Raw genomic sequence first — 13,660 nt, 5'->3', positions numbered from 1 at the left:
GGCTTCGCGCCATCAACACCGTAGTCCCGTAAAATCACGACCGGACAGGACGGAGGCAGCCGGCCTTAGCCGGTTAGGTTAAGAACAGAACATCGTTGCTGCATCGCCGATTGCCAGGATAAACCCTAGCGTGGCGTTTGCATATTTTTGAACATTGCCTGATGGCGACACCGATTCCAGTCGCGCGAACTATTTTTCAGAAACAGCCTTGGTCATGACCGGTTCGTCGAAAAAGATGCTGAACTGGGATGTTTCAGCGGGGGACGACCCGGCGCTGGCAGTTGCCTGCGCTATCCTGTTGGCCCTCACACTCCTTGCCGCAGCACTGTTTGTCAGTGGCAGCAGCCGTCCCGGAATTGACTTTTCGTGTTTCTGGGGCGCGGGCAAGATGGCGCTAGAGGGCCACGCGGCGACCGCCTACGATTGGCAGCAACTGCGTCAGCTGCTCATCCAGCTACAGCCGATCACTCACGCCCCCTATTCTTACGATCAGACGCCGGTGCCGTTTTTCTATCCGCCGGTCTTCTTCCTGGTTCTGGCGCCCCTCGCGCTGCTGCCATTCTGGATCGCGTTCGGGGTTTGGAGCGCGGCAAAGCTGCTGTGCTGGCTGCTTGTTGTTCATGCAATCCGGCCGCGTTCCGCCGCAATGCTGCTTGCGCTCGCCGCGCCGCCGGTCTTCTTTGATTTCATTGCCGGCCAAAGTGCGCTGCTCGCGGCCTCGCTGCTGGGTGGCATCCTGCTGACATTGGACAGGCGCCCGCTCCTGAGCGGCTTCCTGCTCGCGCTGCTCATCTTCAAGCCGCAATACGGCGTTCTGCTTCCTTTCGTGCTGATCGCAACGAAGCGGTGGAGCGTTTTCTTCACAGCCAGCCTCGTGGCGCCGGCCCTCATCCTGGTCACGGGCGTCATCTTCGGCTGGGATACTTTCAAGGGATTTCATGAGGCAGCAACCTTCGCGGCAACGCAGTTTCACCTCAGCGGAGCGCTGCCCTGGTATAAATTGCAAAGCAACTACGGCCTGTTTCGGTCTGCGGGCCTCGGTTACGGACCGGCGATGTCGTTGCACATCGCCATCGCGTCGGCCTGTGCGATCTGGGTGCTGATCATGTGGCGCCGCCGCGTCAGCTTCGCGGTGCAGGCCGCAAGCCTGCTTGCCGCAACGCCGCTCATTTCTCCTTATTTCGCGATCTACGACATGCCGATCCTGGCGATCGCGTTGGTCTTTCTCATGAACGCCAACATGGACGAGGGGATCGCGCCAGGCTCCAATCGTGGTGTGTTCCGGATCGGCGTCGGCATTGTATTCATCTTGGGATACGCATTCCCGCTGGTGTTGTGGCCGGTTGGCCCGTTCATGTGCGCGAGCGTGATCGCAATCATCCTGATGAGATACCGGTATCGCGCGGCGAGCGCGGCCAGCCCAGCCGCACCGCTTCGAAAGCCGGCGAGCGTTTGAGGCGCGCCTCCGCGCCGCGCAGAAAGTGCCATGTCGCGCGATGACGCCCTGAATCGATTCGGGTCCTGCCCGTAGCGCCGCCGCCCCTCGATGAAGCCGTTTTCCGGAAGCCACGAAGCCGGCCGGAAACAAACCCGGCGTAGCGTCCCAATATTGGACAAAAGGGGATTCGGTCATGTGGGATTTCATCAACGAATTGTATCGGGATTTTTGCCTGGCTCGCCTGCAGGAGATGCGGAAGCTCGAGCATCACATCTGAGCGGGCGCAGAACATGGACAACGATCGGCCGTTGGCCGGAGCCATCGTCACGGCGATGGTGATCGCGGCGGTGGTCTGGGCCACTATCGGACCTCCGCCCGCGCACAAGAAGGTCAATGGCCAGCCCCAGACGGTCGCCAGACGCTAGTCCCCGTAAGACTCCGGGGCATTCGAACCTTGGCGCTGGTCGTGCAGACAGACCATCACTGGGATTGCGGGCCCAGATTGGAACAGGGCGCCGTCGGGACACGATATTTCGAGCCCGGCGGCGTAGTTTTTCAGACAGGGCAAACCTCGTTGCGCGCGCAGCACTCTGCGGCCGGGTGGTTGGCTGCGCTTGTGCGCGGGATGTAGTCCGCAGCTCCGCTGGATCGCGCGTGAGGGCCCGTCGCGCCGGCGCCAAGCAAGCCCCGCTTCTAAAACTCTCTTAACCACAAGCGAGGACCGCGGGCGCAATCGTGGACCGATTGCGCATCGATCGACGTTGTACAGCACCATGCGTACAACGCGTCATTGGGTCGTGCTTGCGATCTGTGGTGCGGCAGCTCTCGCCGCGTCCATCGCATCCGCCGAGGCACAACAGGTGCAGGCCGGAACGCTCGCGTGCCGCGGCGGCCCCGATACCGGTTTCATCCTGGGCCCTGTGACCAATCTCGACTGTGTACTGCACGTCGACAGCGCGCCGGACCGCCGCTATGTCGCGGCCATTCGCGACCTCGGTGTTTTCATCGGCGATCAGGAGGTCACGCTGACCTGGAAGGTGATGGCGCCGGTGCCGTGGCTCGGCCCCGATGATCTCGCCGGCAGCTATACGCATGCCAGCGGCGCCGGCGACAATGTTCTTGCCGGCGGCACGAACGCCACGCTCGCGTTGCATCCGCTGGATGACAAGGATCCCGCTACCCTTCCGCTGAAAATCGAGAACCTGGAGATCCGTCCGACGGATCACTGATCGTGGCTCGAGCCGCGTGCCGGCGGCCAAAATGCACAACGCCGTCCGCTTGAAATATACGCGGACGGCGCTGCTCCTAGCCCCAGGAAGGTGATGCAAAATCCTGACGCCCTAAGTCTGCACGTTCTGTGCCAGGCATCATGGCCCATATGGGCTATTTAGCTGCAGAGAAACGAAGGTAGGGTAAGTGTCGAGGCGCTGGTGACGGTGCCTCACGACCAAAGTGTCAACTTGGCCTCGGCGTGGCCCACGCGCTGAGGCCTTTTCTTTTGATGTTCACGGTCTGCTCTGAAGTCGCGTCCTGTTCTTTATCATTCAGCGCACGAGTGCTTCCGTAGTTCTCCGTGCGTGAACAAAGTTCCGGCAGCGCTTGCGCGACCCGACGCATTCGGTTCGTGACATTCCGCGATGATTTGCGGCGCGCTTCGTCTCGTGATTTCCTGATCCGGAATTGCCTTCTGCAAAGTATTGTAAGCGTGCGCCGATCGCCGATACTTCAGGACCGCTATGGAAGATTCCGTCCAGATCCGTTGCACCCGCTGCAAGAATGTCTTCCGCGATCGCGCCAAGCGGCTGCAGAACGGTTACTCGCGTCAATGTCCGAGCTGCGAGATCGTCCTGTTCTTCGACGAGGACTCACACGATGCAAACATCAAGCGAGCGATGCGAACCGCGCGCCGCGCACGCAAGGAACTGCGTGAAAGCGAAGGCGTGAGCACGAGAAGGGCGGCGGGCGTTCCCCGACAATACAGCGGGCGCTCGGCATCGAACTCGCGGGGAATTGAAGACGACAGCGACGATTGAATCTGCGCGGCGGGCTATCGAACTATCCTCCGCCGCGGCCGGCATTCTCCGAGGCACGGTCGAGCCATTGGCGGGTCGCCTCGTCGCTCCAGCCAGGAACCGCGAAGCGCGCCGACGGCGTCACATCCGCAGGCGCGCGAACGGTTGCGGGTAGCCGTGGATGAGCGTGACGCCGTGGCGCCGCGTCCGCGGACGCGGTCAGCATGACCAACAGACCAAGTGGCAAAACAAGGCGCATCGCATTTGCTCCTGATCATCGTCCCGATCGCGCCGAGACGGCTACCCTCCAGTGGTCGGATCAGGACCGCCGCTTTGCCTCGACGTAGCGCTTGAAATTATCCAGGATCGCCTGCCAGCCGCCGCGCTGCTGTTCGACCGAATGGGTATCCTCGCTATCGAAGCTGACCTGCACCTTGACGCTGCCGGCCTCGGGCGTGAATGCAACCTGCGCAGTGCGATCGCCGAACGAATATTCGAGCAGCTGCGGCGCCTCGACCCTGGTGTAGGTGCCGGCGAAATCGAACCCCATGCTGCCGTCCTTGGCTTCCATCCGCGACGAGAACGCGCCACCGGCGCGCAGGTCCACGGTCGCAGCAGTGGTGTGCCAATCGTCGGAAGCCGCGTTCCACTGCTTGATGTCGTCGGGCGTCGTGTAGGCACGCCAGACATCGCCGATCGGCGCGGCGACGATTGTTTCAACGGCAATCCTCATAAGCGTTCCTCGTCGTCATTGCATGAAGTGGATGCGCCCCTGGCGCCCGGCCGGGACGGCCGATTGCGGCCACTTTACTAGGGCCATCCGCGATGTTCCACAAATGCTCCGCCACTGGATAGCGCCGGCCCGGGCCGCCGGGAGCAGGATGCGGCGCGGATACCGTTCAGCGAACCGGACGGTTTGTGGCCGGCACAAGAATTTCGTCAGGAATGACCGTGTATGGAGGACGGGTCCAACGCCCGGAGAGGACGTCATGCGGAACCTGAATACCGTGCTGAGCAAGCTGAACGACCGCCTGCTGCGGCTGGAGGGTGAGCTGTTCGTGCTGCGATCGATCGCGCGCGCCGCCCTCACCGCCGGCGACGAATCCGCCGTCCGCACCCGCAAACTGCTCGAGGGCGCCAAGCTCGCGCTGTCGGACGAAGCCGAGCGGCCACTGGACGCCGCGACCGAGAAATACGTCGCGGCCGCGATCGCGATGGTTGAAGAGTTGCTCGAAAATCCGCGCGAGGCGGCGCCGCTGTTCAGGGTGATCGATGGCGGCAAGCGCGACGAATAGCCCGCCATCGAGAGCTAGTTCGCGCCCTGCACGGCCCTGTCATACGCCTCGATCGTCAGCCTTGCTCTGGCGGCAACGTCGGCAGCCGTCATGCCCGGCTTGTAGAGGCTGCCGCCCAGACCGAACGCGCGAATGCCGGCCTTCACATACTCCGCGAAATTCTGGTCCGAGACGCCACCGACGGCGGCGATCATCGCATCCGCCGGCAGCACGGCGCGGATCGCCGAGATGCCGGAGGCGCCGAGCACGCTCGCCGGGAAGAATTTCAAGCCCGAAGCGCCGGCGCGCGCGGCGAGCAGCGCTTCGGTCGGCGAGAACACACCGGGCATCGTGACCATCGCGTAATCGTGGGCCCGCCTCAGCACGTCGACATCGACGTTCGGCGACACCATGAGGCGCCCGCCGGCGTCATGGAGACGATCGACGTCCGAGGCTGACAGCACCGTGCCGGCGCCGATCAGGACATCGGCGGGCGCGCGCTTCGCCGCGATCTCGATCGAGCGGAACGGCTCGGGCGAGTTCAGCGGAATCTCGATCGCGGTCATGTCAGCCTCGATCAGCGCGCTCACGATGCCCAGAGCTTCGTCCGGCTTGACGCCGCGCAGGATCGCGACCAGCGGACGCTTCATCGGCGGAAACGGAATGCTCATGCCTTGATCCCTCAGTTCTTCCAGATCGCCGCCGCTGCGCCGGCGAGGCCGCGGCGAACCGCCTCCTCCGCATCCATGACGTTGAGCGGAATCGAAAGGCGTTGCAGCGCGATCTGGTAGAGACGTTGCAGGCGGCCCGATGCGATCAGCGTCACCGGCGTTGCCCGCTCCCGCTCCGCGAGGCCGGCCGCGAGCTCGGCACCGATCAACGTGCCCGAGATCGTCTCGCGCGCGGCCTGCGCGCTGCCGCCGAACAGCAGTTGCCGCGATCGCACGCGAAACAGCAGGTTGGCGGACAACGCGGGCGCAGCGAACGCCTCCATGACGGCCGAGCCAAACGCATCGGTATCCACATCCTCGTCCGCGCCCGCGATGGCGTGTGACAGGATGGTGTCACGCGCGATCGCGCTGAACAACTCACCGGTCATGAAGGTCGCAAAACGCTCGACCGTTCCAGCGCGCATTTGCACCCATTTGGAATGGGTGCCCGGCAGGCAAACGAGAGCCCCGCCCGGCGCGTCCAGACCGAGTGCGCCGAGCAATTGGGTTTCCTCGCCACGCATCACGTCGGGGGCCGCGGCGTTGCGCTGCGCAATCCCCGGCAGGATGCGAATGTCATGCGACTGCCCGCTCACCATAACGGCGCCCTTGAGGATGGCAGAGAGATGTGCCGGCGTGTCGACATAGCCGGCTTCGACCCAGCCCTGCCGTGCACCCGCCATGCCGCAAATTACGACAGGCAAATTGGCCGCCGCGCCCAGCGCGTCCAGATGCGATTGCAGCACGGAGGCAAAGCCGGTCCTGGCGGCCACCGTCATGCCCTCGCCGCTGCGGCGTTCGCCGAACACCTGGCCGTCGGCGTTCATCAACCAGAGCCGGAAGCTGCTGGTGCCCCAATCGACCGCGACGTAGGAAGGCCCGCTCACCGCGCTCTGTTCCACGCTTTCAGTTTCCGGCACGGCAACGGCGCCGCGACTGAGACGCGATAAAGCCCTTCCTCGCGCGGCGCAAGGCGGCCCGATGGCGTGATGTCACGAGGCTCCGTTCGCGTCGGATGCACGCGCGGCTCGGTTACCGCGCGCCCTTCAGCGTACAGGAGGTCGTGCAGGTGGTGACGTTGCCACGGTCACACTTGATGCAGGCGTTGACGCACTGATCCATGACCTTGGGATTGTACTGACTATAAAGATTGGCCGCACAGCTGTTGGTCGAGCCCGTGACCTCCGGGTCGTTCCAGCAACCGGACAGTAAAAATGCTGCGGCACTCAAAATGGCGACCTTGCGCATAAGGCCTCCTGCCACGCTCCATCCAAGTAACCTTGATAGGTTAGGTTAAAATCCGGTTTCAATTGCGACCTTACCCGGAAGCAGTATTGCTTATCCACCGGACATTTCCCCAAGGTCCGGGCCCACACCGGCAAGGCCGTCAGGCGACCCCGCCTGGCGGCTTTGTTGCCCAGCAATGCACAAGGATACCAACAAGATGGCCAGAAAGCCGCGGTGGTCGTTCAAGGAGGACCGACGACTGATGGAATTGGCGCGCTCCTCCAAGACGCTGGAGGAGGTCGTGAAGGCGACCGGCCGTTCGCCGGAGCGAATCAAGAAGATGGCGATGCGCCTCGGCCTCTCCATCAAGCCGCGTGGCGCCACCAAGAAATGATTTGAAATACCGCTCCCGCGCCGTCTCGGACGCGAGCCCCTCCGGATCCAATCTGCGCCGCTTCGTGTGCACCGACGCGTCAGACACGAAGACTAGGGTTCCGGCGGACAATCGTCCTTCGCCCGCACCGGGATCGCCCTGATCTCCCCGTCAACCCTTGCCTCGCGCTCCGGCTCGTCCGCCCTGGTACACGTGGTCAGCACGAACGCCACCCTGCTGCATTGCCATCCAGGGCCCAGCCCCGCGCTGGACACCTGTTCGGGCGATGCCAGCGTGAGGGACCCATACGCTATCAAAACGGCACCCGCCGCGCCTGCGGCAGCCAGCGCCGCGCCCTTTCCGGACCACAGCTTGGATATCATGGCCTTGGTTCCCACCAATCTCTGGGACTAGATGAGCAGCCCGCCTGTCCGCGTGTGATCGGAATCACAACCGAAACCAAGCAGTTCAGCCCGAGTCTTTGGATCGATGTGGGAGCGATATTGCACTGCCGCAAGGCGGTCAGCGCGCCGGCTCGATCACATTACAGTTGGATCGGCCCGACATCACGCAGTCCTGCATCTTGCTCGCCGCCGTCAGGTTGTGCGCAAGCCAGAGACCGACCGCGAGCATGACCGCCGCGACCAGCAATCCGATCAACGCGCCGCGGCGGTTGCCTCCGTCTTCGGATTCGCTCATGCCGGCTCGGGTTCCCAATTGCCATCGCCCGCATCATGACCGTTTGCACGGTTGCGTGCGATCAATTCTGCAACAGTCGCACCACGAAATGCGCGCGGGCAGCCGTCGGCCCTGCAATTCCATTGCGAGCGCGCGCGACTCACGAAAAACTGCTCGTTGAAGTGGAGCGCGTGTGCGGGGCGTGCCGGTGAGCGAACAGGAAACGAACTACGATTTTCAGCGTTACAGGCAGCTCCTCTCGGAGGCTGTCGACGAGGCCAGCAGGCTGCAGCTGATCAGCCTTTTGATCGCAGAAAAAGCGCGCGACCGGCTGGAGGCCCAGCGCGCCTCGGATCGGGACGCGATGACTGCCGAGACGGTCGCCAAGGTGCTGGGTACCAAGGGTTTGGGTACCAAAGCCTTGGGCGGCGGGCGGCGCGAGCAGTTTTAGCGCGGCTGGGGTTTCGGCACCTTCTGAGAGCAAGCGGGCTCGGTGACCAACCACTCACCAAGTCGGTGGCAAAGCGGGTGCCATCGGCCGTTTGCCATCCGCTCATATCTCCCTTGCTCCACAGCCCTCCGTTCGCCACTGGCAATTTCTGCGCCGTTCACTTATTGAAGCGCCGAACCCAAACCCATCCATCACCCGAACAGAAAGCAGCAAGGCTTCCTCTATGAGTGGCTTCAAGGAACCGGGTTTTGCCGACCGCCAAAAGGCGGCCCTGCAGGCGCGGCAAAACCTCCTCAACAAGTTTCGCGCCCAGCCCGGCGCTGACGATCCCGCTGTGAAGGCACGTGCCGACGAGCGCGCGGCGATCGCCGAACGACGCACCAAGCCAAGGAGGTCCGTGAGGCCGAGAAGGCCGAGCAGAAGCGACTGGCGGAAGAAGCTGCCGCAGCCGAGGCCGCCCGCATCGCGCGCGAGAAGGAAGAGGAAGCCGCCCGCGAGGAGGCGCTGCTCGCCGAGCAGAAGGCAAAGCGCGACGCCCGCTATGCGGCGCGCAAGGAGCGCGGCAAGAAGAAGCGCTAAAGCCTAACCAGGCCCGCCACCACGGCGGGCCTGTGAAGGATGAGCGATGCCGGCGATCAGTTCTTCTTCATGCCGTCGTCTTTCTTCATCATCGCTCCGCCGTCCTTCTTCATGCCGTCGTCCTTCTTCATCATGCCACCGTCCTTCTTCATGGCATCCTTGGACATCGTGTCTTCCTTCTTCATCGCGTCGTCCTTGCCCATCTTGTCCTGAGCGAAGGCGGCGGGCGCGAGCGCGAGGCTGAACGAGAGCAGCGCGGCGGAAAGGCCGAGGCGGGTCTTGGTGGTCATGATGATGATCCCTTGTGTGGTCGAATGTGAGCGCGACGACTTGCCGCTCTCTACTCGACGCGCTTGCGCCGCCCGTTGTTACCTCCAATAACAAATTCTTGAGCTGCCGCGGCGCGTACCCGCGAGGGTTGCGTGGCTGGCGCGCGGTGTGCGCCGCAACATCGGCGAACTCCTCACCGCCAGGACTTGTCGCCACGTGTCCGCTCGCACTATCAGGGCGCCTCGAACTATCAGACTAGAGAAGTTTCACGCGAAGACCGGCTAAGCTAAAACTCCGCGCCGGCCTAACAGCCACTCAAGAAGCTCTTCAGGGGAAGAACCATGCTCACACGCCGCCACGTCCTCGCTTCCGCCCTCGCCGCACCCGCGATCCTGCGGTTGGGCATCGGGACCGCGCATGCCGCGACCACGCTGAAGATCTCGCACCAATTCCCCGGCGGCACGATCGACAAGGGCGACTTCCGCGACAGGCTGTGCCGGATGTTCGCGGCCGAGGTCGCCAAGCGCTCGGGCGGCGACCTCACCGCCGAGGTCTATCCGAACTCCTCGCTGATCAAGACCAACGCGCAGTTCTCGGCGATGCGCAAGGGCGCGCTCGACCTCAGCCTTTACCCGATGCCCTATGCTGGCGGCGAGCTGCCGGAAACCAATATCGGCCTGATGCCGGGCCTCGTCACCACCTACGACCAGGGCCTGCGCTGGAAGAAGGAGCCGGTCGGCAAGGCGCTCTCCGACTTCCTCGCCGACAAGGGCATTCTCCTGATCTCCTGGGTCTGGCAAGCCGGCGGTGTCGCCAGCCGCTCCAAGGCGATCGTGGCGCCCGAGGACGCCAAGGGCCTCAAGGTGCGCGGCGGCTCACGCGAGATGGACATGGTGCTGCAGACCGCCGGCGCCGCGGTGCTGTCGGTCCCCTCGAACGAGATTTACGCCGCGATGCAGACCGGCGCCTGCGATGCCGGCATCACCTCCTCCACCAGCCTGATCTCGTTCCGCCTCGAGGAGGTCGCGAAGTCGCTGACCTCGGGCGCCGGCGCGTCCTACTGGTTCATGCTGGAGCCACTGATGATGTCGAAGGCGATCTTCGACAAGCTGCCGAAGAACCAGCAGGACATCATCCTCGCCGTCGGCGCCGAGCTCGAAGCGTTCGGCCGCAAAGGCGCGCAGGACGACGATGCCGAGGTGGCCAAGGTCTATGAGAAGGCCGGCGCCAAGGTCAGCGCCCTCGATGCCGCCACCGTCGGCAAGTGGCGCGACATCGCGCGCGACACGGCCTGGAAGGACTACGGCGCCAAGACCGCGATGGCAGCCAACCTGCTGAAGCTCGCAAGCGACGTCGCCGCATGATGCATGGTCCGGTCGCGGATCAGGCCGAAGCCTCGAGCCTGGCCACGGGCAATTCGCCTGTGGCTCTGCTCGGGCGCGCGCTGTCCATGTGCAACAACATCATCGTGGTGTTCGCCGCGCTCGCCTTGATCGCGGCCTGCGCGATCCTGAGCTACAGCGTGCTCGGCCGCGCCTTGTTCCACAGCCCGAACTACTGGCAGGACGAGGCCGCCGTGTTCCTTTTGGTCGGCGCCACCTTCATGACGTCGGCTTATGTGCAGAGCCAGCGCGGCCACGTCAGCATTGAGGCGTTCGTCGGCCTGCTTTCGCCGCGCGCCAACAGCATCAGGCTTTGGCTGGTCGATGTCGCGAGCTTCGCGTTCTGCACGTTCTTCGCCTGGAAATCCTGGACGCTGGCGCACGAGGCCTATGTCGACGGCCAGGTCTCCAACTCGATGTGGTCGCCGCCGCTCGCGATCCCCTATGGACTGATGGCGCTCGGCATGACGCTGCTGTGCGTGCAGCTCCTCCTGCAAATCCTGATTCCGCTGACGGGTGGCGCGCGCCGATGACCGTGTTCGGTATTGGCATCTCCTACGGGCTTGCCACCCTGTTTGCGATGTTCTCCGGCATGCCGATCGCGTTCGCGCTCGGCGCCGTCGCGGTCGTGTTCATGGCGATCTACATGCCGGCGGCCTCGCTCGATACGGTGACGCAGAACGTCTATGAGGAGATGGCCTCGATCACGCTGCTGTCGATCCCGCTGTTCATCCTGAAGGGCGCGGCGATCGGCAAATCGCGCGCCGGCCAGGATCTCTACTCGGCCCTGCACGCCTGGCTGCATCGCGTACCCGGCGGCCTCGGCGTCGCCAACGTGTTCGCATGCGCGCTGTTCGCGGCGATGGCCGGCTCCTCGCCCGCGACCTGCTCGGCGATCGGCTCGGCCGGCATTCCGGAGATGCGAAAGCGCGGCTATTCCGGCGGCTTTGCCGCGGGGATCATCGCCGCCGGCGGCACGCTCGGCATCCTGCTGCCGCCCTCGATCACGATGATCCTGTTCGCGGTCGCCGCCGAGAAATCGCTCGGCCGGCTGTTCCTCGCCGGCATCGGCCCGGGACTGCTGCTGGTGTCGTTGTTCGGCCTCTACGCCGTGTTCCGCTTCCGCAAGGAATACGCCATGGCCAAGGCCGCCTATGATGCGACCGGCAAGGACGCCGCGATCCTGCGGCGCGACGAATTCACCATGGCCGAACGCTTCAGCGCGCTGCCGCGGGTGATCCCGTTCGTGCTGCTGCTGACCGGTGTGATGATCGCGCTGTACGGCGGCTATGCCACGCCGTCGGAAACCGCCGGCCTCGGCGGCCTGTTGGCGCTCGGGCTGATCGCCGTGATCTACAGCGTCTGGAAACCCAGCGACCTGTCGCCGATCCTGAAATCGACCATCCGCGAATCCACCATGCTGATGCTGATCATCGGCATGTCGCTGCTCTATTCCTACGTGATGAGCTATCTGCACATCTCGCAGTCGGCGGCGGAGGCGATCGTCGCGATGCACCTGCCGCGTTGGGAGTTGCTGTTCGCGATCCTCGTGATGGTGATCGTGCTCGGCTTCTTCCTGCCGCCGGTCTCGATCATCCTGATGACCGCGCCGATCATCCTGCCGCCGCTGCGCGCGGCCGAGTTCGACATCATCTGGTTCGGCGTCGTCATGACCATCGTGATGGAGATGGGCCTGATTCACCCGCCGGTCGGCCTCAACATCTTCGTCATCCGCAACGTCGCGCCCGACATCCCCTTAAGCGAGGTGATCTGGGGCACGCTGCCGTTCGTGCTGCTGATGATGTTCGCGGTGCTGATGCTCTGCTTCTTCCCGGAGATCTCAACCTGGCTGCCGAATCTGGTGATGGGGCCGGACGGCGGGCGCTAAGCACGCGCGTCAAGCCGCGCTTCAGGCCGCCTCCTGCTCCCGTGCGGCGAGCGCCTGCTCGATCCGGCGCACCATCGACGCGGTCGGGCGACCCTCGCGTTGCAGCCGGCGGAGCTCGTTCCAGAGCCTGATGATTTCGCGTTCTCGCTCGGCGTCCATGGCGGCACTCTCCCGAATGCCCAATATGAACGAAACAAGAACAAACTGCAAGCCCCGGACGTCCCTCGCCGACAGCCGCTAGGGATAGCCGTCGCCCGGCGTTGCGACCTCGACCACGTCAATCCGCGACGCCGATTTGCCCCTCCGGAGTTCCTCGTAGGAGGTCTCCGCGCTCAAGCAGAGCAATGTCCTGCGATCGGCACCGCCCAGCGCACAGGCGAGTGCGCGGCGGCCCGGGACCTCGATGCGCTCAAGCTCCACGCCATTGCGATCGATGCGGACAAAGGCGTCTTCCGTGAACGAGGCGACCCAGACCGCCCCATCGCGATCGAGGCAGATGCCATCGGGATCGTTGACCCGGCCGAACCGCCCGCGGAGGCTCAACCCGCCGTCCGCCGCGATATCGTAGTCCGCGAGAGCAGCGCCATCCATTTCCGCGACGACGAGCCGGCGCTGATCGGAGGAAACGGCGATGCCGTTCGGAAACCGCAAGCCGTCGGCGACGACGCGGGCGCTGCCGTCGGGCGTGACCAGGATGATCCGGCCGACGGCGCCGCGCCCCTCCGGCGGCGGCAGATTGAAGCCGAGATCGCCGACATAGGCGCGCCCCAGCCCGTCAATGATCATGTCGTCGATCGTGCCGGTGGCAACCTCGGAGAGGTCGGCATACAGCGACAGTGCCCCACCCGAGAACCGCAGCAGCCGCTTCCTGAACATCGTCAGCACGACGATGTCGCCATCAGGCAGCACGCCGAGACCGCAGGGCGTGTCGTCCGCCACCGCAGCGTGCTCCTGCCGTTCGCCCGACGGACTGATGCTGAGCAATGTGCGCGCCATGCAGTCGACGAACCACAATCGTCCATCGTGCCAGCGCGGGCCCTCGAAATAGCGGCCGCCGTCGAGGATGGTTCTGAGGTGCACTGCCATGGCGTCCCGCTCGGTGAAATCTGATCTGTCAGCCCCCAACGGCGCGACGTGGCGATCAGGGTACATCTCGGCGGAAACCGGTCAAAGGGGCGGCCCTTATGCCACATTTTACCCGCAAAACCCCGGTTCTCGCGGGTTCCACACACCATGTTCCATATTTCGCCGCGTTTTCCCTGTTGAGTTGCGGCAGCATTAACACTCGAGAATCGAGGGTAGTGATAATCTGCGGCGGTTGTGCCGCCGTATGAAGCGTTCTGTTTGTGCCTCGTGGTTTCTCAGGGGGGACCAGGGA

17 protein-coding genes and 1 pseudogene are annotated in these 13,660 nt (G+C 64.2%); 10 read left to right on the top strand and 8 right to left on the bottom strand.

Translation table 11 applies throughout. The features are described from left to right. Positions 1 to 154: 154 nt before the first annotated feature. From ALC15_RS05815 to ALC15_RS05810, 3 genes are all read left to right on the top strand, one after another. A complete protein-coding gene (locus ALC15_RS05815) occupies positions 155 to 1,456 on the top strand; it encodes a glycosyltransferase family 87 protein (RefSeq protein ID WP_244485942.1) in 1,302 nt (433 codons plus the stop codon). Positions 1,457 to 1,728: 272 nt separating this feature from the next. Next, positions 1,729 to 1,863: a hypothetical protein gene (locus ALC15_RS47110; protein ID WP_283806238.1), complete on the top strand. Its 135-nt coding sequence runs from the start codon at positions 1,729 to 1,731 to the stop codon at positions 1,861 to 1,863. Positions 1,864 to 2,199: 336 nt separating this feature from the next. After that, a complete protein-coding gene (locus ALC15_RS05810) occupies positions 2,200 to 2,667 on the top strand; it encodes a DUF992 domain-containing protein (protein WP_244485941.1) in 468 nt (155 codons plus the stop codon). A gap of 1,102 nt (positions 2,668 to 3,769) precedes the next feature. On the opposite strand, the gene ALC15_RS05795 is transcribed toward ALC15_RS05810, so the two are convergent. Then, the gene (locus tag ALC15_RS05795) at positions 3,770 to 4,183 is read right to left on the bottom strand and encodes an SRPBCC family protein (protein WP_050626445.1); all 414 of its coding nucleotides are present in this window, start codon (positions 4,181 to 4,183) and stop codon (positions 3,770 to 3,772) included. A gap of 256 nt (positions 4,184 to 4,439) precedes the next feature. Here ALC15_RS05795 and ALC15_RS05790 point away from each other — a divergent pair, with 256 nt between their 5' ends. After that, positions 4,440 to 4,745, top strand: coding sequence for a hypothetical protein (locus ALC15_RS05790; protein ID WP_050626444.1), 306 nt, complete (start codon positions 4,440 to 4,442; stop codon positions 4,743 to 4,745). A gap of 14 nt (positions 4,746 to 4,759) precedes the next feature. On the opposite strand, the gene ALC15_RS05785 is transcribed toward ALC15_RS05790, so the two are convergent. The 3 genes from ALC15_RS05785 to ALC15_RS05775 form a co-directional block, all read right to left on the bottom strand. Continuing rightward, positions 4,760 to 5,395 carry a 2-dehydro-3-deoxy-6-phosphogalactonate aldolase gene (locus ALC15_RS05785; protein ID WP_050626443.1) on the bottom strand — a complete coding sequence of 212 codons (636 nt, stop codon included), beginning with the start codon at positions 5,393 to 5,395 and terminating at the stop codon, positions 4,760 to 4,762. A gap of 11 nt (positions 5,396 to 5,406) precedes the next feature. Continuing rightward, on the bottom strand, positions 5,407 to 6,321 hold the full coding sequence (locus ALC15_RS05780; RefSeq protein WP_050626534.1) for a 2-dehydro-3-deoxygalactonokinase: 915 nt from the start codon (positions 6,319 to 6,321) through the stop codon (positions 5,407 to 5,409). Positions 6,322 to 6,466: 145 nt separating this feature from the next. Further along, complete coding sequence (locus ALC15_RS05775) at positions 6,467 to 6,682, bottom strand: hypothetical protein (RefSeq protein ID WP_050626442.1); 216 nt, start codon at positions 6,680 to 6,682, stop codon at positions 6,467 to 6,469. A 196-nt stretch (positions 6,683 to 6,878) separates the two neighbouring features. Between ALC15_RS05775 and ALC15_RS05770 the strand changes: the two genes are divergently transcribed. Beyond that, positions 6,879 to 7,055, top strand: a complete 177-nt coding sequence (locus ALC15_RS05770) for a hypothetical protein (protein WP_021079279.1) — start codon at positions 6,879 to 6,881, stop codon at positions 7,053 to 7,055. A 501-nt stretch (positions 7,056 to 7,556) separates the two neighbouring features. On the opposite strand, the gene ALC15_RS44720 is transcribed toward ALC15_RS05770, so the two are convergent. Further along, positions 7,557 to 7,733 (bottom strand): hypothetical protein, encoded by a 177-nt coding sequence (locus tag ALC15_RS44720; protein WP_167350129.1) that lies wholly within the window; start codon positions 7,731 to 7,733, stop codon positions 7,557 to 7,559. Positions 7,734 to 7,920: 187 nt separating this feature from the next. Here ALC15_RS44720 and ALC15_RS05760 point away from each other — a divergent pair, with 187 nt between their 5' ends. After that, positions 7,921 to 8,163: a hypothetical protein gene (locus ALC15_RS05760; RefSeq protein ID WP_050626533.1), complete on the top strand. Its 243-nt coding sequence runs from the start codon at positions 7,921 to 7,923 to the stop codon at positions 8,161 to 8,163. A gap of 223 nt (positions 8,164 to 8,386) precedes the next feature. Continuing rightward, positions 8,387 to 8,742, top strand: a pseudogene (locus ALC15_RS45920) (DUF6481 family protein). A 56-nt stretch (positions 8,743 to 8,798) separates the two neighbouring features. Here ALC15_RS45920 and ALC15_RS05755 read toward each other — a convergent pair. Beyond that, positions 8,799 to 9,032 (bottom strand): pentapeptide MXKDX repeat protein, encoded by a 234-nt coding sequence (locus ALC15_RS05755; RefSeq protein ID WP_050626439.1) that lies wholly within the window; start codon positions 9,030 to 9,032, stop codon positions 8,799 to 8,801. A gap of 321 nt (positions 9,033 to 9,353) precedes the next feature. Here ALC15_RS05755 and ALC15_RS05750 point away from each other — a divergent pair, with 321 nt between their 5' ends. Genes ALC15_RS05750 through ALC15_RS05740 form a run of 3 tightly spaced genes read left to right on the top strand, consistent with a single transcriptional unit; the run spans position 9,354 to position 12,282 of the window. Beyond that, positions 9,354 to 10,376, top strand: coding sequence for a TRAP transporter substrate-binding protein (locus ALC15_RS05750; protein ID WP_050626438.1), 1,023 nt, complete (start codon positions 9,354 to 9,356; stop codon positions 10,374 to 10,376). Further along, on the top strand, positions 10,373 to 10,927 hold the full coding sequence (locus ALC15_RS05745; protein ID WP_050626437.1) for a TRAP transporter small permease: 555 nt from the start codon (positions 10,373 to 10,375) through the stop codon (positions 10,925 to 10,927). The genes ALC15_RS05750 and ALC15_RS05745 overlap by 4 nt, the downstream gene beginning before the upstream one ends. Then, positions 10,924 to 12,282, top strand: coding sequence for a TRAP transporter large permease (locus ALC15_RS05740; RefSeq protein ID WP_050626436.1), 1,359 nt, complete (start codon positions 10,924 to 10,926; stop codon positions 12,280 to 12,282). Before ALC15_RS05745 ends, ALC15_RS05740 begins: the two co-directional genes overlap by 4 nt. A gap of 21 nt (positions 12,283 to 12,303) precedes the next feature. Here ALC15_RS05740 and ALC15_RS44030 read toward each other — a convergent pair whose 3' ends face one another. Both ALC15_RS44030 and ALC15_RS05730 read right to left on the bottom strand, forming a co-directional pair. Continuing rightward, positions 12,304 to 12,441, bottom strand: a complete 138-nt coding sequence (locus ALC15_RS44030) for a hypothetical protein (RefSeq protein WP_157860864.1) — start codon at positions 12,439 to 12,441, stop codon at positions 12,304 to 12,306. A gap of 78 nt (positions 12,442 to 12,519) precedes the next feature. Continuing rightward, complete coding sequence (locus ALC15_RS05730; RefSeq protein ID WP_050626434.1) at positions 12,520 to 13,368, bottom strand: SMP-30/gluconolactonase/LRE family protein; 849 nt, start codon at positions 13,366 to 13,368, stop codon at positions 12,520 to 12,522. Between the last annotated feature and the right edge of the window lie 292 nt (positions 13,369 to 13,660).

Origin of the sequence: Bradyrhizobium viridifuturi, assembly GCF_001238275.1 — a bacterium.
GTDB classification, from domain to species: Bacteria; Pseudomonadota; Alphaproteobacteria; order Rhizobiales; family Xanthobacteraceae; genus Bradyrhizobium; species Bradyrhizobium viridifuturi.
This window is presented reverse-complemented; position numbering and strand designations above follow the sequence as displayed.